The organism is Acinetobacter sp. MF4640 (genome assembly GCF_002018895.1).
In the GTDB taxonomy this organism is placed as follows: domain Bacteria; phylum Pseudomonadota; class Gammaproteobacteria; order Pseudomonadales; family Moraxellaceae; genus Acinetobacter; species Acinetobacter johnsonii.
On record NZ_MVOM01000046.1, the window covers coordinates 1 to 15,299 of the forward strand.

General features: G+C 43.8%; 27 protein-coding genes and 1 pseudogene. All 28 read right to left on the reverse strand.

All coding sequences use genetic code 11. The annotated features are described in order from the left end of the window. Window positions 1-150: 150 nt before the first annotated feature. A complete protein-coding gene (locus MF4640_RS14185) occupies window positions 151-942 on the reverse strand; it encodes an alpha/beta fold hydrolase (RefSeq protein WP_078390002.1) in 792 nt (263 codons plus the stop codon). A 138-nt stretch (window positions 943-1,080) separates the two neighbouring features. Next, window positions 1,081-2,571 carry a flavin-containing monooxygenase gene (locus MF4640_RS14190; protein ID WP_078390003.1) on the reverse strand — a complete coding sequence of 497 codons (1,491 nt, stop codon included), beginning with the start codon at window positions 2,569-2,571 and terminating at the stop codon, window positions 1,081-1,083. Between the two features lie 195 nt (window positions 2,572-2,766). Further along, the gene (gene rplQ / locus MF4640_RS14195; protein WP_004691290.1) at window positions 2,767-3,132 is read right to left on the reverse strand and encodes a 50S ribosomal protein L17; all 366 of its coding nucleotides are present in this window, start codon (window positions 3,130-3,132) and stop codon (window positions 2,767-2,769) included. Between the two features lie 18 nt (window positions 3,133-3,150). After that, window positions 3,151-4,158, reverse strand: coding sequence for a DNA-directed RNA polymerase subunit alpha (locus MF4640_RS14200; protein WP_004691292.1), 1,008 nt, complete (start codon window positions 4,156-4,158; stop codon window positions 3,151-3,153). 16 nt (window positions 4,159-4,174) lie between these two features. Continuing rightward, on the reverse strand, window positions 4,175-4,801 hold the full coding sequence (rpsD, locus tag MF4640_RS14205; protein WP_004691294.1) for a 30S ribosomal protein S4: 627 nt from the start codon (window positions 4,799-4,801) through the stop codon (window positions 4,175-4,177). Window positions 4,802-4,813: 12 nt separating this feature from the next. Then, window positions 4,814-5,200, reverse strand: a complete 387-nt coding sequence (gene rpsK, locus MF4640_RS14210; RefSeq protein ID WP_001040166.1) for a 30S ribosomal protein S11 — start codon at window positions 5,198-5,200, stop codon at window positions 4,814-4,816. 19 nt (window positions 5,201-5,219) lie between these two features. Beyond that, window positions 5,220-5,576: a 30S ribosomal protein S13 gene (gene rpsM, locus MF4640_RS14215; RefSeq protein ID WP_004691296.1), complete on the reverse strand. Its 357-nt coding sequence runs from the start codon at window positions 5,574-5,576 to the stop codon at window positions 5,220-5,222. A gap of 107 nt (window positions 5,577-5,683) precedes the next feature. Further along, complete coding sequence (rpmJ, locus tag MF4640_RS14220; RefSeq protein ID WP_000867907.1) at window positions 5,684-5,800, reverse strand: 50S ribosomal protein L36; 117 nt, start codon at window positions 5,798-5,800, stop codon at window positions 5,684-5,686. A gap of 19 nt (window positions 5,801-5,819) precedes the next feature. After that, window positions 5,820-7,139, reverse strand: a complete 1,320-nt coding sequence (gene secY, locus MF4640_RS14225; protein ID WP_171263896.1) for a preprotein translocase subunit SecY — start codon at window positions 7,137-7,139, stop codon at window positions 5,820-5,822. Window positions 7,140-7,184: 45 nt separating this feature from the next. Then, a complete protein-coding gene (gene rplO, locus MF4640_RS14230) occupies window positions 7,185-7,625 on the reverse strand; it encodes a 50S ribosomal protein L15 (protein ID WP_078390005.1) in 441 nt (146 codons plus the stop codon). Window positions 7,626-7,628: 3 nt separating this feature from the next. Next, window positions 7,629-7,805: a 50S ribosomal protein L30 gene (gene rpmD, locus MF4640_RS14235; protein WP_004691302.1), complete on the reverse strand. Its 177-nt coding sequence runs from the start codon at window positions 7,803-7,805 to the stop codon at window positions 7,629-7,631. Window positions 7,806-7,811: 6 nt separating this feature from the next. After that, on the reverse strand, window positions 7,812-8,309 hold the full coding sequence (rpsE, locus tag MF4640_RS14240; RefSeq protein WP_004691304.1) for a 30S ribosomal protein S5: 498 nt from the start codon (window positions 8,307-8,309) through the stop codon (window positions 7,812-7,814). 2 nt (window positions 8,310-8,311) lie between these two features. Next, complete coding sequence (gene rplR / locus MF4640_RS14245; protein ID WP_004650473.1) at window positions 8,312-8,662, reverse strand: 50S ribosomal protein L18; 351 nt, start codon at window positions 8,660-8,662, stop codon at window positions 8,312-8,314. A gap of 14 nt (window positions 8,663-8,676) precedes the next feature. After that, on the reverse strand, window positions 8,677-9,210 hold the full coding sequence (gene rplF, locus MF4640_RS14250; RefSeq protein WP_004691306.1) for a 50S ribosomal protein L6: 534 nt from the start codon (window positions 9,208-9,210) through the stop codon (window positions 8,677-8,679). A 13-nt stretch (window positions 9,211-9,223) separates the two neighbouring features. Further along, complete coding sequence (gene rpsH / locus MF4640_RS14255) at window positions 9,224-9,619, reverse strand: 30S ribosomal protein S8 (RefSeq protein WP_004691308.1); 396 nt, start codon at window positions 9,617-9,619, stop codon at window positions 9,224-9,226. A gap of 12 nt (window positions 9,620-9,631) precedes the next feature. Then, on the reverse strand, window positions 9,632-9,937 hold the full coding sequence (rpsN, locus tag MF4640_RS14260) for a 30S ribosomal protein S14 (RefSeq protein WP_004691309.1): 306 nt from the start codon (window positions 9,935-9,937) through the stop codon (window positions 9,632-9,634). A gap of 9 nt (window positions 9,938-9,946) precedes the next feature. Beyond that, window positions 9,947-10,483, reverse strand: coding sequence for a 50S ribosomal protein L5 (gene rplE, locus MF4640_RS14265; RefSeq protein ID WP_004691311.1), 537 nt, complete (start codon window positions 10,481-10,483; stop codon window positions 9,947-9,949). Window positions 10,484-10,498: 15 nt separating this feature from the next. Continuing rightward, entirely contained in the window at window positions 10,499-10,816 is a 318-nt protein-coding gene (rplX, locus tag MF4640_RS14270) for a 50S ribosomal protein L24 (RefSeq protein WP_004691313.1), read from the reverse strand. A gap of 9 nt (window positions 10,817-10,825) precedes the next feature. Next, on the reverse strand, window positions 10,826-11,194 hold the full coding sequence (gene rplN, locus MF4640_RS14275; protein ID WP_004657680.1) for a 50S ribosomal protein L14: 369 nt from the start codon (window positions 11,192-11,194) through the stop codon (window positions 10,826-10,828). Between the two features lie 92 nt (window positions 11,195-11,286). After that, window positions 11,287-11,544: a 30S ribosomal protein S17 gene (gene rpsQ / locus MF4640_RS14280; RefSeq protein ID WP_004691314.1), complete on the reverse strand. Its 258-nt coding sequence runs from the start codon at window positions 11,542-11,544 to the stop codon at window positions 11,287-11,289. Next, window positions 11,541-11,738, reverse strand: coding sequence for a 50S ribosomal protein L29 (gene rpmC, locus MF4640_RS14285; protein WP_004650482.1), 198 nt, complete (start codon window positions 11,736-11,738; stop codon window positions 11,541-11,543). The genes rpsQ and rpmC overlap by 4 nt, the downstream gene beginning before the upstream one ends. After that, window positions 11,738-12,151, reverse strand: coding sequence for a 50S ribosomal protein L16 (rplP, locus tag MF4640_RS14290; RefSeq protein WP_004691317.1), 414 nt, complete (start codon window positions 12,149-12,151; stop codon window positions 11,738-11,740). The genes rpmC and rplP overlap by 1 nt, the downstream gene beginning before the upstream one ends. Next, a pseudogene (gene rpsC, locus MF4640_RS14295) lies at window positions 12,091-12,907 on the reverse strand (30S ribosomal protein S3). The gene rplP and the pseudogene rpsC overlap by 61 nt, the downstream one beginning before the upstream one ends. Before the next feature lies 1 nt (window position 12,908). Beyond that, complete coding sequence (gene rplV, locus MF4640_RS14300) at window positions 12,909-13,238, reverse strand: 50S ribosomal protein L22 (RefSeq protein WP_004691320.1); 330 nt, start codon at window positions 13,236-13,238, stop codon at window positions 12,909-12,911. Between the two features lie 9 nt (window positions 13,239-13,247). Beyond that, window positions 13,248-13,523 carry a 30S ribosomal protein S19 gene (gene rpsS, locus MF4640_RS14305; RefSeq protein WP_004281508.1) on the reverse strand — a complete coding sequence of 92 codons (276 nt, stop codon included), beginning with the start codon at window positions 13,521-13,523 and terminating at the stop codon, window positions 13,248-13,250. Between the two features lie 19 nt (window positions 13,524-13,542). Further along, window positions 13,543-14,367: a 50S ribosomal protein L2 gene (gene rplB / locus MF4640_RS14310; RefSeq protein WP_004691322.1), complete on the reverse strand. Its 825-nt coding sequence runs from the start codon at window positions 14,365-14,367 to the stop codon at window positions 13,543-13,545. Between the two features lie 11 nt (window positions 14,368-14,378). Further along, a complete protein-coding gene (gene rplW, locus MF4640_RS14315; protein WP_004691323.1) occupies window positions 14,379-14,699 on the reverse strand; it encodes a 50S ribosomal protein L23 in 321 nt (106 codons plus the stop codon). Then, window positions 14,696-15,298, reverse strand: a complete 603-nt coding sequence (rplD, locus tag MF4640_RS14320) for a 50S ribosomal protein L4 (protein ID WP_078390006.1) — start codon at window positions 15,296-15,298, stop codon at window positions 14,696-14,698. Before rplD ends, rplW begins: the two co-directional genes overlap by 4 nt. Between the last annotated feature and the right edge of the window lies 1 nt (window position 15,299).

Genomic DNA, 15,299 nt, shown 5'->3' on the forward strand with positions numbered 1-15,299 from the left:
TTGCTGGAACAGTCTAAAATGTTTGTTTTGCCTGAAAGAAGATCAAGGCAATGCCCTAGAGTCGTCAAAATAAAGCCTCAAAAGTACCCAAGAAAATGCCAGTCAATTTCTTAACTGACTGGCATTACCTCTTTGGATGGGCTTTTACTTTTAACAATGTGCTTGATGAAACTCCGCAATCAAGGCAACCACCAACTCTGGCTGCTCTTTATGTGGCATATGATGTAGATCTTCTAAAATGTGCAGCTCAGCCTGTCCAGACACCCCTTCAAAAATCTGCTGAGGTTGTCCAGTACTGCCATATTCATCCAGTTCACCATGAATAATCAACGTTGGACAACACACACCATCAATCACTCTGGCCAAATTCCAATCTTGAAAAGCGGGCGATAGCCATGTTTCAGTCCATGCATCAAGCACCCACTGCGCCTTTTCTGGGTGATACCTCTCCAAACGCTCCATTTGTCCCGCTTGTTGAAAGCCAATTTTTGCTTCACTTATCCCCTTCAGTGTCAGTGCTTCAACCGCATACTGTGCAGAGATTGAAATTAATCCTTGGCAACGCTCTGGATAAGCCGCAGCAATCGCAACAGACATCCCCCCACCCACGCTATGCCCTAGAATGACAAAGTGCTGTATCGAAAAATAATCCAATACAGCTTTAAAGGTCTGTTCTGCTTCAGTGATGACAAAACTATGTGCCAAGGGCTGTGTACTCGCATCAGATAAACCAAAACCCAATCGATCATAGGCATAGACCACTCGCGCAGTCGCTTGTGCCAGTTGGGCAGGAAAATCTCGCCACAAATCCACACAACCTAATGAATCGTGCATTAAAATAATCGGAGCTACAGCGTGATCTGCTGCATCAGTGTGCCATTTTTTAGCATGAATCATGTTTGACGCAGATGGGACTTGGTAACTTTGTTCTAAGATATTCAAAATATTCCCTATTCTTTATCTTTTAAGTTTTTAAAATCATCCACCAGTCCTACAGTTTAAGAAAGTAAAAACAGAACACCCTAAAGTCATTTCCATAAAAAAGGAGCGTTACGCTCCTTTTAAAATCAGCTACTCAGCTTAAGACACCAGTTTAGGCTTCTGATTCAATGCTGCATCACGTTTAGCAAATTTCAGTACTCCATCCTCAAAAGAAGCACTTTTCAAAGTCTTACGATCCGCAAGATAATTATTGCTGACTTTCCATGGCGCATGTTTACCCTGTTTTGGCATCACATTGGCAGCACGTGCAATATAACCCGAGCTTAAACTGCCCATGACCGTATCATCCATCAGCTCTGTCGCGTCCCCTTTCGGGATCACTTCAGCCCACTGCTTTTGATCCATATAGTTGAGTAAGCGGCAAATATATTCAGCTGCAATATCCACTTTCAAGGTCCATGACGCATTAATATAACCAATAATCATCGCCATATTCGGTACATCACTGACCATCACGCCCTGATACAACATATGTTTAGAAGTATCTAACGGTTTGCCATCAATCGTTGCTTGTATACCACCCAAGATTTGAATTTCTAGACCTGTGGCTGAGACGACAATATCTGCCTCTAAATGCTGGCCAGACTTTAATTGAAGGCCCGTTTCAGTAAAACGTTCAATCTGATCTGTTTCAACACTGGCTTGGCCTGAACGAAGAATTTTAAATAAATCACCGTCTGGCACCACACATAAACGTTGATCCCAAGGATTATATTCTGGGGTGAAGTGTTTCATATCCACTTTACCTTTGAGCTGCATCTTAATCGACTGGAGCAGCAGTCGGCGTAGCAACTTCGGTTGCTTCTGCGCCAGTGCATAAATCCCACGTTGCATCCCAATATTACGTGCGCGAGTCAATTTATACGCCACATCTTCAGGCAATACTTTACGCATTTTGTCATATACAAAATCGATCGATGGCACCGAGGCAATATAGGTTGGAGAGCGTTGTAACATGGTGACATGCGCCGCTCCACCTTTGGCCATCGCAGGCACCAGTGTAATCGCTGTCGCACCACTACCAATAATGACGACTTTTTTACCTGTATAATCTAATTTTTCAGGCCAAAACTGTGGATTTACAAACTCGCCTTTAAATACTTCTTTATTTGGAAAATCAGGTTGGTAGCCTTGGTCGTAGTTATAATAGCCTGTACAGCCAAACACAAAATTTGCAATCCAGTTTTCTTTTTTGCCTTTTGCATTCTCAATCACGACCTGCCACTTTTTCTGAGCAGAATCATAATTGGCGCTAAGTACTCGATGTTTAAAATGAATTTTTTCTTTGAGTTTCTGTTCATCAATGACTTCCGCTAAATAGCCCTTAATCGAAGAACCATCTGCCAAAACGCTGGCTTGTTGCCACGGTTTAAAATTAAAACCAAAGGTCGACATATCTGAATCAGAACGAATACCTGGGTATTTAAACAAATCCCATGTTCCACCAAAGCTGTCACGACGTTCAATAATTTCAAACGAACGTTGTGGACAATGCTTGGTTAAATGTGCCGCAAGGCCAATGCCTGAAATACCTGCACCTACAATGAGCAGATCGACGTGCTTATCCATGTTATTTTTATCCTGTCTTATATTCTGTTCTTATTAAACCATAAAACTGACAATACACAATGTCAAGTTTAAGCAGATCTTTCGTAAAATATGTCACTACAGGCCAAAATACAAAGATTGTCGAACAAAAACCCATAAAAAAAGACCAGTGAAACACTGGTCTTTTTCTAAGAACAACTGAATAGTTCTACGAAATTATTTAACTTCGCGATCTACTAGTTCAACGTAAGCCATCGGCGCAGCATCACCTGCACGGAAGCCCGCTTTAAGAACACGTAGATAACCGCCGTTACGTTCTTTGTAACGAGGGCCAAGAACGGTAAATAATTTACCAACAGTTGCTGCTGAACGAGTACGAGCAAACGCTAAGCGACGGTTTGCAACAGTATCGTTTTTAGCTAAAGTGATTAAAGGCTCAGCTACACGACGTAACTCTTTTGCTTTAGGCACAGTTGTTTTGATCAACTCGTGCTCAAACAAAGAGTTAGCCATGTTTTGAAACATCGCTTTACGATGGCTGCTTGTACGGCCTAATTTCACACCACTATTACGATGACGCATGGTGATAGTCCTACTTAATTAACGGCTACGATAGGCGAAACGATCGTCCATACGGAGACTAGCTGGTGGCCAGTTCTCTAAACGCATGCCGAGTTGTAAGCCTTTTGAAGCCAGAACATCTTTGATCTCAGTAAGCGATTTTTTACCAAGGTTAGGAGTTTTGAGTAACTCAACCTCAGTGCGCTGTACAAGATCACCAATGTAGTAAATGTTTTCTGCTTTCAAACAGTTAGCAGAACGAACAGTAAGCTCTAGATCATCTACTGGACGAAGCAAAATCGGATCAACTTCTTCACGAGGTTCTTGAGCAACAGGAGCTTGATCTTTCTGAAGGTCAACAAAAATTGCAATTTGTTGTTGCAAGATTGTTGCCGCTTTGCGGATCGCTTCTTCAGGATCAACTGTACCGTTGGTCTCAAGATCAATGACCAATTTATCAAGGTCTGTACGTTGTTCTACACGAGCGTTTTCCACTGTGTAAGACACACGTTTGATTGGGCTATAAGAAGCATCTAACTGTAAGCGACCTACAGGGCGAGTTTCGCCTTCTGGGAAACGCGAGTCAGAAGTTTCATAACCACGACCTTGAGAAACTTTCAAGCGCATTTTTAATGAGCCTGAAGCACTTAAAGTACCGATCAAATGTTCAGGGTTAACCACTTCAACATTATGAGGCAAACGAAGGTCAGCGGCAGTTACGTCGCCAGGACCTTGTTTCTCTAATGTCAAATAAGCTTCATTTTGATCGAACAGCTTAATAGACAATCCTTTTAGGTTCAGCAAGAGCTCGACGATGTCCTGCTGCAAGCCTTCCAAAGTACTGTACTCGTGCTCGACACCTTCAATCTCAACTTCAACCACAGCAGCGCCAGGTAAAGAAGAAAGAAGGATGCGACGTAAAGCATTGCCCAGAGTATGACCAAAGCCACGCTCTAAGGGTTCTAGAATAACTTTTGCCGAGGTCCCGCTAACCGCTTCGACCTTGATCGCTTGCGGAGTTAGAAACTCATTTGCAGTACGCGTCATATTGCTACCTCAAGGATTATTTAGAATACAATTCTACAATCAAGCTTTCGTTGATTTCAGCAGGTAAATCTGAACGATCTGGTGCAGCTTTAAACGTACCTTCCAACTTAGAATGGTCAATTTCCATCCAAGAAGGAATACCACGTTGTGCAGCTAATTCAACTGCGTTTTTGATACGCAATTGTTGTTTAGCACCTTCATGCACAGCAATTACATCACCCGCTTTAACTTGAATAGACGCGATGTTAACACGACGGCCATTCAAAGTGATCGAGCGGTGAGATACAAGCTGACGAGCTTCTGCACGTGTAGAACCAAAACCCATGCGATAAACGACGTTATCAAGACGGCTTTCAAGCAGTTTCAACAAGTTTTCACCAGTTGCGCCTTTCACACGAGCAGCTTCTTTATAGTAATTACTAAATTGACGCTCTAAAACACCGTACATACGACGTACTTTTTGTTTTTCACGTAATTGTAGTGAGTACTCAGATTGTTTGCCACCACGCGCTCCGCCATGTTGGCCAGGAGCTTTAGCAGCTTTTTTAGTTTTGACGTCAAATGGTTTAACGCCAGATTTTAATTGCAGGTCTGTCCCTTCGCGGCGAGAGAGTTTGCATTTTGGACCAATATAACGAGCCATGAATGTTTCTCCTTACACGCGACGTTTTTTAGGTGGACGGCAACCGTTGTGCGGGATTGGCGTCACATCGGTAATGCTGTTAATTTTATAACCCACTGCACCTAAAGCACGAACCGCAGATTCACGACCAGGACCAGGACCTTTTACAAGGACGTCCAAGTTTTTCAAACCGTAGTCTAAAGCAGCTTTACCAGCAACTTCAGCAGCTACCTGAGCAGCAAACGGAGTTGATTTACGTGATCCACGGAAGCCTTGTCCACCAGAGGTAGCCCAAGCCAGTGCATTACCTTGACGATCGGTAATAGTCACAATGGTGTTATTAAAAGAAGCGTGAATGTGTGCAACACCTTCAGAGACGGTACGAGTGACCTTCTTGCGTGTGCGAGTATCTTTAGCCATCTTTTAGCTTCCAGAAATCTTATTTCTTAATAGGTTTGCGCGGACCTTTACGGGTACGTGCGTTAGTTTTGGTGCGTTGTCCACGGACAGGCAAGCTGCGACGATGACGAAGACCGCGGTAGCAGCCTAAATCCATTAAACGTTTAATGTTCATGGAAATTTCGCGACGTAAATCACCTTCGGTCGGAACCTTAGCAACTTCTGCACGAATCGCATCAAGCTGAGCGTCATCTAATTCACGGATCTTTGTAGTCGGCGCGATACCAACAGCAGCCAAGATATTCTTAGCAGTGTGGCGACCTACACCAAAGATGTACGTTAGAGAGATAACAGCATGCTTGTTATCCGGAATGTTTACACCGGCAATACGAGCCATTCAATTTTCTCCAAAAAGGCAGTTAAGACAATCAACCGCCCCACAAAAATCTTGAGGGGCGGATAATAACCTAATTAGCCTACTGAAATCAACAGGTCTTGATCAGATTAACCTTGACGCTGCTTATGACGAGGTTCTGCGCTACAAATTACGCGAATAACCCCATTACGACGGATAACTTTACAGCTACCACAAATTTTCTTTACAGAAGCTTGTACTTTCATGATGAAACCTCAAGTGCGCTTATCCCTTAGGATGAGCAGTCGTTTTTCTCATTAACGTTTGATTATCGTACTGATGCGAGGTGAGATGTGCTTGTAGCTGAGCCATAAAGTCCATCACTACCACCACAACAATAAGCAAAGATGTTCCACCTAAAGAGAATGGAATACCAAATGAGCTTTGTAAAATCATCGGCATTAAGCAAATGATGGTGATATAAATCGCGCCAATAAATGTCAAACGGTTAAGAATATGATCTAAGTAACGAGCAGTTTGCTCACCTGGACGAATACCAGGTACATAAGCCCCGCTGCGTTTCAAGTTTTCCGATACTTCTTTCGGGCTAAATACAAGCGCTGTATAAAAGTAACAGAAAAAGATAATTAACGCACCAAAGAGCACCAAATACAACGGCTGACCAGGCGAAAGCACCAATGCCAAATCTTGCAAACTACGTTTGATAATACCCGCATTCGGATCTGCACTACCCACCCATTGCCCTAAGCTCGCAGGGAACAAAAGCAATGAACTTGCGAAAATCGCAGGGATCACACCGGCCATATTAATTTTTAATGGCAAATGCGACTGTTGTGCAGTAAATACACGACGTCCTTGTTGTTTTTGAGCATAGTTTACTGGAATACGACGTTGCGCCTTCTCAATAAACACAATTGCAGCTAATACAGCCAGAGATAACACGCCAAAAATAACCAAGCCGATTAGACTGGTTTGACCATTATCTACTGATGATATTGATTGCAGAATTAAATTCGGCAAACCTGCAACAATACCGGCGAAGATGATCATGGAAATACCATTGCCCACCCCGCGTTCGGTAATTTGCTCACCTAACCACATCAAGAACATTGTACCTGCAACCAAAGAGGTTACAGCTGGTACGTAGAAAGCCAGACCTTCAGTTAAGGTAATCCCTTGACTGATCAGACCAGCACACATCCCAATTGCCTGCACGAGTGCAAGGAACAATGTACCCTGTCGCGTATATTGATTAATCTTACGCTTGCCTTGTTCGCCTTCTTTCTTTAAAGCTTCCAGCGAAGGAATAACTGTAGACATTAACTGCACGATAATCGATGCAGAAATGTACGGCATAATCCCAAGAGCAAGAATGGACATACGCTCTAATGCACCACCCGAAAACATGTTAAACAAACCAAGGATCGTGCCTTGGTTTGCATTAAAAAGATTTTCAAGTGCAGCATTATTAATGCCTGGTACTGGAATATGTGCTCCTAGTCGAAAAACCAATAATGCACCGATGAGAAACATCATGCGGCGAATAATTTCACGGTATTTCACATGAAATGGCTGGCCTTTCATCATATTGACATGACCTGAAGAACTAGGAGACATAGACACTAGCGATTACTCCTCGACTTTACCGCCAGCAGCTTCAACAGCAGCTTTAGCGCCTTTAGTCACAGCAACACCTTGAACAGTGAATGCACGAGTAATTTCACCAGAAAGTACGATACGAGCACGTAACATATCTTTACGTACAACGTTTGCAGCTTTTAAAGTTTCTAGGCTAACGATGTCGCCTTCCACTTTAGCAAGCTCAGATAAACGTACTTCAGCAGTTTTCAAAGCGATTTGGCTAGTGAAACCGAATTTAGGTAAACGACGATATAACGCAGTTTGACCACCTTCAAAGCCTGGACGAGTACCACCGCTCTTACGTGAATTCTGACCTTTGACACCACGGCCACCAGTCTTACCAACGCCAGAACCGATACCACGGCCTAGACGACGATTTTCACGTTTTGCACCTTCAGCAGGTGCAAGCTCATTTAAACGCAGAGTCATGGCTTATTCCTCTACACTAACCATATAGTAGACTTGGTTGATCATACCACGGTTAGAAGGCGTATCTTGCACTTCTACAGTATGACCAATACGACGCAGACCTAAACCTTGTAGGCTAAGCTTGTGATTTTTCAAGCGATGCGCAGAAGATTTAGTCTGGGTAACTTTAATCGTTTTCATGATTGATTACCCTTGAATTTGTTCTACTGTAAGACCACGTTTCGCAGCAACCTTCTCAGGAGAAGTCATATCACGCAGACCGTTAAAAGTCGCGTTTACTACGTTTGCAGCGTTAGTAGAACCATAACATTTTGTTAATACGTTACGTACGCCCACAGCTTCTAGAACTGCACGCATAGCACCACCAGCGATTACACCAGTACCTTCAGAAGCAGGCTGCATGTAAACACGGCTTGCACCGTGACGCGCGTTAATAGGGTGCTGTACAGTACCGTTAACAAGGTCAACAGTAATCATGTTGCGACGAGCAGCTTCAAGTGCTTTAGAAATAGCAGCTGGAACTTCACGTGCTTTACCACGACCAAAACCTACACGACCATTACCATCACCAACCACAGTCAATGCTGTGAAAGAGAAGATACGACCACCCTTAACAACTTTGGCTACACGATCAACGGCAACCAGCTTTTCAACAAGACCTTCGTTTTGTTCAACTTTAGCCATGATTAGAACTCCAAGCCGTTTTCACGAGCAGCATCAGCCAAGGCTTTGATACGACCATGATATTTGAAACCAGAACGGTCAAATGCAACTTTAGTAACACCAGCTGCTTTAGCGCGTTCTGCGATTAAAGCACCTACTTTAGTAGCTGCTTCAACGTTACCAGTTGTACCAGCACGTAAAGTAGCATCTAAAGTTGAAGCTTGCGCTAAAACTTTGCCACCATCTGCTGAAATAACTTGAGCGTAGATGTGACGCGGAGTGCGGTTTACACACAAACGAGTCGCACCCAACGCACGGATGTGCAAGCGTGTGCTTTTCGCACGACGCAAACGGGATTGTTTCTTTTCGTTCATAAGAACCTCGCGCCTTATTTCTTCTTAGCTTCTTTACGAAGTACAACTTCGTCAGAATAACGAACACCTTTACCTTTATAAGGCTCTGGTGGACGGTAACCACGGATATCTGCAGCAACCTGACCTAAACGTGCTTTATCAGCAGATTTAAGAACAATTTCAGTTGCTGTAGGAGTTTCAGCAGTTACACCTTCAGGAAGCGTATAGTCGATCGGGTGAGAGAAACCAAGGTTAAGGTTAACAATGTTACCTTTAACCGCAGCTTTATAACCAACACCGATAAGTTGTAACTTACGTTCAAAGCCTTCGCTCACACCTTTTACAAGGTTGTTAAGCACAGCGCGAGCAGTACCAGCTTGCATCCAAGCGTCTTTCGACTCAGCTTTTGGAGCAATCGCTAAAATACCGTCTTCCTGTTTAAGCTCGACCAGCGCATGCAGGGTGAAAGACAAAGTACCTTTGCTACCTTTCACTTCGACCTGCCGGCCGTTCTGAGTAACTGTTACACCGTTAGGTACAGTTACTGGGGCTTTAGCCACACGAGACATGAGGAATCACCTATTAAGAAACAAAAGCAATAACTTCACCACCGATACCTGCAGCACGTGCAGCGCGATCAGTCATGATGCCTTTGCTTGTAGAAACAATTGCAATACCTAAACCTTGCTTAACGCTCGGAAGTGCATCTTTACCGCGATACTGACGTAGACCTGGACGGCTTACGCGTTTCACAGTTTCGATAACTGGTTTGCCTTCGAAATACTTTAAAGTCAAAGTAAGAGTTGCTTTGCCTTCAGCATCCGCAACTTCTACGTTTGAAATGTAACCTTCTTGTTGAAGAACGTTTGCAATAGCAACCTTCAACTTAGAGTTAGGCATAGAAACTGTTTGTTTCTTTGCCATTTGCGCGTTACGAACACGAGTTAACATGTCGGCAACGGTATCTTGCATACTCATCTATAGCGCTCCTTACCAGCTTGCCTTAACAACGCCCGGTACATCACCTTGCATTACTGTATCGCGTAATTTGTTACGGCTTAAACCGAACTTACGGAAGTAACCATGAGGACGACCAGTTAAACCACAACGGTTACGTAAACGTACTGGAGACGCATTACGTGGTAATGCTTGGAATTTCATCATCGCTTCGAAACGCTCTTCGTCGCTAGCATTTACGTTTGCAATAACAGCTTTTAATTCAGCACGTTTTGCAGCGTATTTAGCAACAGTAGCTTCGCGTTTCAATTCGCGATTAATCATACTTTTCTTAGCCATATCGACCTCTTATTTGAACGGGAAGCCGAATGCACGCATAAGCGCACGGCCTTCGTCATCGGTGCGAGCAGTCGTAGTGATGGTAATATCCATACCACGAATACGATCAATCTTATCAAAATCGATTTCAGGGAACATGATTTGTTCCTTAAGACCCATTGAGTAGTTGCCGCGACCGTCAAATGATTTCGCAGAGAAACCACGGAAGTCACGGATACGAGGGATCGCAATCGAGATTAGACGGTCTAAGAATTCGTACATACGTTCGCCGCGTAAAGTAACTTTACAACCAATCGGCCAACCATCACGGATTTTGAAACCAGCGATTGATTTGCGAGCTAAAGTAAGAACTGGTTTTTGACCAGCGATAGCTTGCATATCAGCAAGAGCACCATCAAGGAGTTTTTTGTCAGCAGCAGCTGCGCCAACACCCATGTTGATCGTGATTTTAGTAATGCGAGGAATATCCATCACATTTTTAACGGCTAAAGTCTCTTGTAATTGAGCCTTAAGTTCGTCGTTGTAACGCGTTTTAAGTCTGGCCATTGCCTTTTCAACCTATTACTTCGCTACCGCCACTGATTCACCATTTGACTTGTAAACGCGAGTTTTCACGCCTTCAGTCACTTGGTAACCAACACGGTCAGCCTTTTGGGTTGTAGCATTAAAAATTGCCACGTTAGAGATATGAAGCGAAGCTTCTTGTGTAACTACAGCGCCTTCAGCACCTGTTGCACGGTTCGGCTTTTGATGCTTCTTAACCAAGTTAAGGCCTTCAACCATAACACGGTCATTTGAAACAGACAGAACAGTACCCTGTTTGCCTTTTTCTTTACCTGCGATCACAATAACTTGATCGCCTTTTTTAATCTTAGCCATGATTGCCTCTTATAGAACTTCAGGAGCCAGTGAAATAATTTTCATGAACTGTTCAGTACGAAGTTCACGAGTCACTGGTCCGAAAATACGAGTTGCAATCGGCGCTTTGTTGTTGTTCAAAATAACAGCAGCGTTATCGTCGAAACGAATCACTGAACCGTCTGGACGACGGATACCGAATTTTGTACGAACCACAACAGCATTCATCACGTCACCTTTTTTAACACGTGCGCGTGGAATAGCTTCTTTTACAGTAACTTTAATAATGTCGCCAACAGAAGCATAACGACGGTGTGAACCACCAAGTACTTTAATACATTGTACGCGGCGAGCACCACTATTGTCTGCTACGTCTAGCATACTTTCGGTTTGAATCATTGCCCTACTCCAAAACCGAGCATCACCGGTCACAATTTCGAAAGGCTCAAAGAGTACTCGAAATTAACCGATGATGCAACAGATACGTCTAATTACTCAGCAGCAGCTTCAACAACTTCAACTAGAGTCCAAGACTTAGTTTTAGAAATTGGGCGGCTTTCTTTGATAGTCACAACGTCGCCAGTTTTAGCTGTGTTGTTCTCATCGTGAGCATGTAATTTAGTTGAACGGCGGATTGATTTGCCATACAACGGGTGTTGAACGCGGCGTTCGATAAGTACAACAATAGACTTGTCCATTTTGTCGCTTACTACTTTGCCGGTTAACGTGCGAACTGTTTGTTCACTCATTGTCCGTTCCCCTGTTTTTCGGTAAGGAGTGTCTTAATACGAGCAATTGTCTTACGAGTAAGTGCAACTTCGTGCGATTTACCCAATTGACCAGTTGCTTTTGCCATACGAAGACGGAATTGGTTAAGCTGTTGCTCATCAAGCAAAGCTGTCAACTCTTCTACCGACTTTTCACGTAGATCTTTAGTTTTCATTACATTACCGTCCGAGTCACGATAGTGGTTTTAAACGGAAGTTTAGCAGCTGCAAGCGTAAACGCTTCGCGAGCCAATTCTTCGTTAACACCATCAATTTCGTACAAGACTTTACCTGGTTTGATTTGACAAACCCAGTATTCCACAGAACCTTTACCTTTACCCATACGCACTTCAAGAGGCTTAGAAGTAATCGGCTTGTCTGGGAAAACACGGATAAAGATCTTACCACCACGTTTAATACGACGGCTGATTGTACGACGCGCTGCTTCAATTTGACGAGCAGTCATTTGACCACGCTCAACAGATTTAAGTGCGATTGTACCAAAAGATACCGAGCTACCGCGGTGAGCTAGACCAGTGTTACGGCCTTTCTGCACTTTACGGAATTTAGTACGTTTAGGTTGTAACATGGATTATTCTCCTTTTTCAGCAGAACGATCATTGCGACGACCACGACGCTCTTGACCTTCACCACGACCACGACCGCGTTTAGCTGGACGCTCTTCAGCTGGAGCTGGGTTCATGACTTGTTTCATGCCACCCAAGATCTCACCACGGAAGATCCAAACTTTAACACCAATCGTACCGTAAGTCGTTTCAGCACGCATAGTTGAATAATCGATGTCTGCACGAAGTGTATGCAAAGGTACGCGACCTTCACGATACCACTCAGTACGAGCAATCTCAGCACCACCTAAACGGCCTGATACTTCAACTTTGATACCTTTAGCACCAGCACGCATTGTGTTTTGAACCGCACGCTTCATAGCACGACGGAACATTACACGTTTTTCTAATTGAGAAGCGATAGCTTCAGCAACTAAACGAGCGTCTAAGTCTGGGCGATCGATTTCATTGATGCTAACTTGCGCTGGAATACCCATAATTTGAGTAAGTTCACGCTGTAGTTTCTCAATGTCTTCGCCTTTTTTACCGATAACGATACCAGGACGTGCAGTGCTAATAGTTACTTTAGCAGCGCCCGTAGGACGTTCGATAAGAATATTGCTGATCATTGCATTCTTAAGTTTTTTAGTTAAAAACTCACGAACTTGAAGATCTTTAAGCAAGTATTCAGCGTATTGTTTCGGACTCGCATACCAGTTGGCGTTATGACGTTTTACAACACCAAGGCGGATACCGATTGGATGAACCTTCTGACCCATATCAAACCCCTACCTTAACGGTAATGTGACAAGTACGCTTAGTAATACGATCTGCACGGCCTTTAGCACGTGGCATAATACGTTTAAGGCTAGTGCCTTCATCAACGTAAATCGTAGTAACCTTAAGGTCGTCTACATCTAAACTGTTATTGTGTTCAGCGTTTGCAATTGCAGATTCCAATGCTTTTTTAACCAAAACTGCAGCTTTTTTGTTGCTGAAGTTGAGAATATTAAGCGCGTGAGCAACAGATTTGCCACGGATTAGGTCTGCAACCAAACGAGTTTTTTGTGCCGAGATAGCGGCACCGCGTAATTTAGCAGTAACTTCCATCATAGCACCTTAACGTTTAGATTTCTTGTCAACACCGTGACCACGATAGGTACGAGTTGGCGCGAATTCACCAAGTTTGTGACCAACCATATGTTCAGATACGATCACTGGAACATGGTTACGGCCATTATGTACAGAAATTGTTAAACCAACAAAATCTGGGAGGATCATCGAACGACGCGACCAAGTTTTGATCGGCTTACGGTTATTAGCCGCGATAGCCGCTTCAACCTTAGCGAACAAGTGCGCATCGACGAATGGGCCTTTTTTCAGAGAACGAGGCATTGTCAGATTCCTTTACTTGTTACTTAACGCGACGGTCGCGAATAATCATCTTAGTCGTACGCTTATTGGTACGTGTCTTGTACCCTTTAGCTTTTTGACCCCATGGGCTTACAGGTTGAATACCTTTGCTACGACCTTCACCACCACCGTGCGGGTGATCTACTGGGTTCATCGCCATACCACGAACGGTAGGACGAACGCCACGCCAGCGTGCTGCACCTGCTTTACCAAGTGAACGAAGGTTGCTTTCTTGGTTAGAAACTTCACCAAGAACTGCACGGCACTCAACGTGAATTTTACGCATTTCACCAGAACGTAAACGAACGATAGCGTAAGAACCGTCACGACCCAACAACTGAACTGAAGTACCAGCAGAACGAGCTAATTGCGCGCCTTTACCGATTTTAAGTTCGATGTTGTGAAGAGTAGAACCGATAGGCATGTTGCGAAGCGGTAAACAGTTACCTGGACGAATTGGAGCATCGTTACCAGATTGAACTTTATCGCCAGCGCGAAGGCCTTTAGGCGCGATGATGTAGCGACGCTCACCATCAGCATACAATACTAGTGCAATGTGTGCTGTACGGTTAGGATCGTATTCAATACGCTCTACAGTTGCAGGAATACCATCTTTGTTACGTTTAAAGTCAACTAGACGGTAGTGCTGCTTATGACCGCCACCAACGTGACGAGTCGTGATGTGACCGTTGTTATTACGACCACCAGTACGTTTTTTAGCTTCAACCAACGGAGCATAAGGCGCACCTTTGTGAAGATGGTCGTGAACGACTTTCTCTACAAAGCGACGTCCAGGAGACGTTGGCTTACATTTTTGAATTGGCATAATTCTCGTCCTTATTCCGCTGCGCTTTCAGCGGTATCGCCCAAGTCAGCCATTTCAACATCTTGGCCAGCTTTCAGGGTGACGTATGCTTTTTTAACATCAGAACGACGTCCTAATGTTTTACCAAAGCGTTTAGTCTTACCTTTAGTGATCGTTGTGTTAACTTTAACAACTTGAACACCAAACAATTGCTCAACAGCTTTTTTGATTTCAAGTTTGTTTGCATCAAGTGCAACTTTGAAAACTTGAACACCAGCAGTTTCGCCTAAAACTTGTGCTTTTTCTGAGAATACAGGTCCTTGTAGGACTTGATAGATACGTTCGTTGTTCATCCGAGTTCTACCTCAATTTTCTTAGCAGCAGCTACAGACATAACAACTTTATCGAACGCAATCAAGCTAACAGGATCGATAGCAACAGCATCAACCACATCAACGTGTGGAATGTTGCGCGCTGCAAGGTATAGATTCTCATCTACAGATTCTGTAACGATCAATGCACGAGTAGCATTCAAGTCGTTAAGTTTTGCAAGCAACTCTTTAGTTTTTGGAGCAGCAACAGCAAACTCTTCAACCAATACAAGACGATCTTGGCGAACAAGTTCAGCTAAGATACATTGCATTGCACCGCGATACATTTTGCGGTTAACTTTTTGAGACCAATCTTGTGGGCGTGCAGCAAAAGTCTTACCACCACCTACCCAGATTGGGCTACGAATAGAACCAGCACGAGCGCGACCAGTACCTTTTTGACGGAATGGCTTTTTGCCACCGCCAGAAACGTCTGCACGTGATTTCTGAGCTTTTGAACCTTGACGGCCACCAGCTAAATAAGCTGTAACAACCTGGTGTACAAGAGCTTCATTGAATTCACGACCGAACGCAACTTCTGATAATTCAACAGCAGAGCCGGAAACAGTATTTAAATTCACG

Excerpts from the sequence above, each read along its gene's own strand:
- rplE (WP_004691311.1), bottom strand. The coding sequence starts at position 10,483 with ATGGCCAGACTTAAAACGCGTTACAACGACGAACTTAAGGCTCAATTA.
- MF4640_RS14200 (WP_004691292.1), bottom strand. The coding sequence starts at position 4,158 with ATGACGCGTACTGCAAATGAGTTTCTAACTCCGCAAGCGATCAAGGTC.
- rpsN (WP_004691309.1), bottom strand. The coding sequence starts at position 9,937 with ATGGCTAAGAAAAGTATGATTAATCGCGAATTGAAACGCGAAGCTACT.
- rpsE (WP_004691304.1), bottom strand. The coding sequence starts at position 8,309 with ATGGCTAAAGTTGAACAAAACGAAGGTCTTGTTGAAAAGCTGGTTGCC.
- rplX (WP_004691313.1), bottom strand. The coding sequence starts at position 10,816 with ATGGCTAAGATTAAAAAAGGCGATCAAGTTATTGTGATCGCAGGTAAA.
- rplO (WP_078390005.1), bottom strand. The coding sequence starts at position 7,625 with ATGACTCTGCGTTTAAATGAGCTTGCACCTGCTGAAGGTGCAAAACGT.
- rpmC (WP_004650482.1), bottom strand. The coding sequence starts at position 11,738 with ATGAAAACTAAAGATCTACGTGAAAAGTCGGTAGAAGAGTTGACAGCT.
- rplB (WP_004691322.1), bottom strand. The coding sequence starts at position 14,367 with ATGCCAATTCAAAAATGTAAGCCAACGTCTCCTGGACGTCGCTTTGTA.
- rpmD (WP_004691302.1), bottom strand. The coding sequence starts at position 7,805 with ATGAAAACGATTAAAGTTACCCAGACTAAATCTTCTGCGCATCGCTTG.
- rplP (WP_004691317.1), bottom strand. The coding sequence starts at position 12,151 with ATGTTACAACCTAAACGTACTAAATTCCGTAAAGTGCAGAAAGGCCGT.
- rpsQ (WP_004691314.1), bottom strand. The coding sequence starts at position 11,544 with ATGAGTGAACAAACAGTTCGCACGTTAACCGGCAAAGTAGTAAGCGAC.
- rpsK (WP_001040166.1), bottom strand. The coding sequence starts at position 5,200 with ATGGCTAAAGATACTCGCACACGCAAGAAGGTCACTCGTACCGTCTCT.
- rplW (WP_004691323.1), bottom strand. The coding sequence starts at position 14,699 with ATGAACAACGAACGTATCTATCAAGTCCTACAAGGACCTGTATTCTCA.
- rpsD (WP_004691294.1), bottom strand. The coding sequence starts at position 4,801 with ATGGCTCGTTATATTGGTCCAAAATGCAAACTCTCTCGCCGCGAAGGG.
- rplV (WP_004691320.1), bottom strand. The coding sequence starts at position 13,238 with ATGGAAGTTACTGCTAAATTACGCGGTGCCGCTATCTCGGCACAAAAA.
- rpsM (WP_004691296.1), bottom strand. The coding sequence starts at position 5,576 with ATGGCTCGTATTGCCGGTGTAAACATTCCGGATAACAAGCATGCTGTT.
- rpsS (WP_004281508.1), bottom strand. The coding sequence starts at position 13,523 with ATGCCTCGTTCTCTGAAAAAAGGCCCATTCGTCGATGCGCACTTGTTC.
- rplN (WP_004657680.1), bottom strand. The coding sequence starts at position 11,194 with ATGATTCAAACCGAAAGTATGCTAGACGTAGCAGACAATAGTGGTGCT.
- secY (WP_171263896.1), bottom strand. The coding sequence starts at position 7,139 with ATGAAAGGCCAGCCATTTCATGTGAAATACCGTGAAATTATTCGCCGC.
- rpmJ (WP_000867907.1), bottom strand. The coding sequence starts at position 5,800 with ATGAAAGTACAAGCTTCTGTAAAGAAAATTTGTGGTAGCTGTAAAGTT.
- rplF (WP_004691306.1), bottom strand. The coding sequence starts at position 9,210 with ATGTCTCGTGTGGCTAAAGCCCCAGTAACTGTACCTAACGGTGTAACA.
- rpsH (WP_004691308.1), bottom strand. The coding sequence starts at position 9,619 with ATGAGTATGCAAGATACCGTTGCCGACATGTTAACTCGTGTTCGTAAC.
- MF4640_RS14190 (WP_078390003.1), bottom strand. The coding sequence starts at position 2,571 with ATGGATAAGCACGTCGATCTGCTCATTGTAGGTGCAGGTATTTCAGGC.
- rplR (WP_004650473.1), bottom strand. The coding sequence starts at position 8,662 with ATGAACGAAAAGAAACAATCCCGTTTGCGTCGTGCGAAAAGCACACGC.
- rplQ (WP_004691290.1), bottom strand. The coding sequence starts at position 3,132 with ATGCGTCATCGTAATAGTGGTGTGAAATTAGGCCGTACAAGCAGCCAT.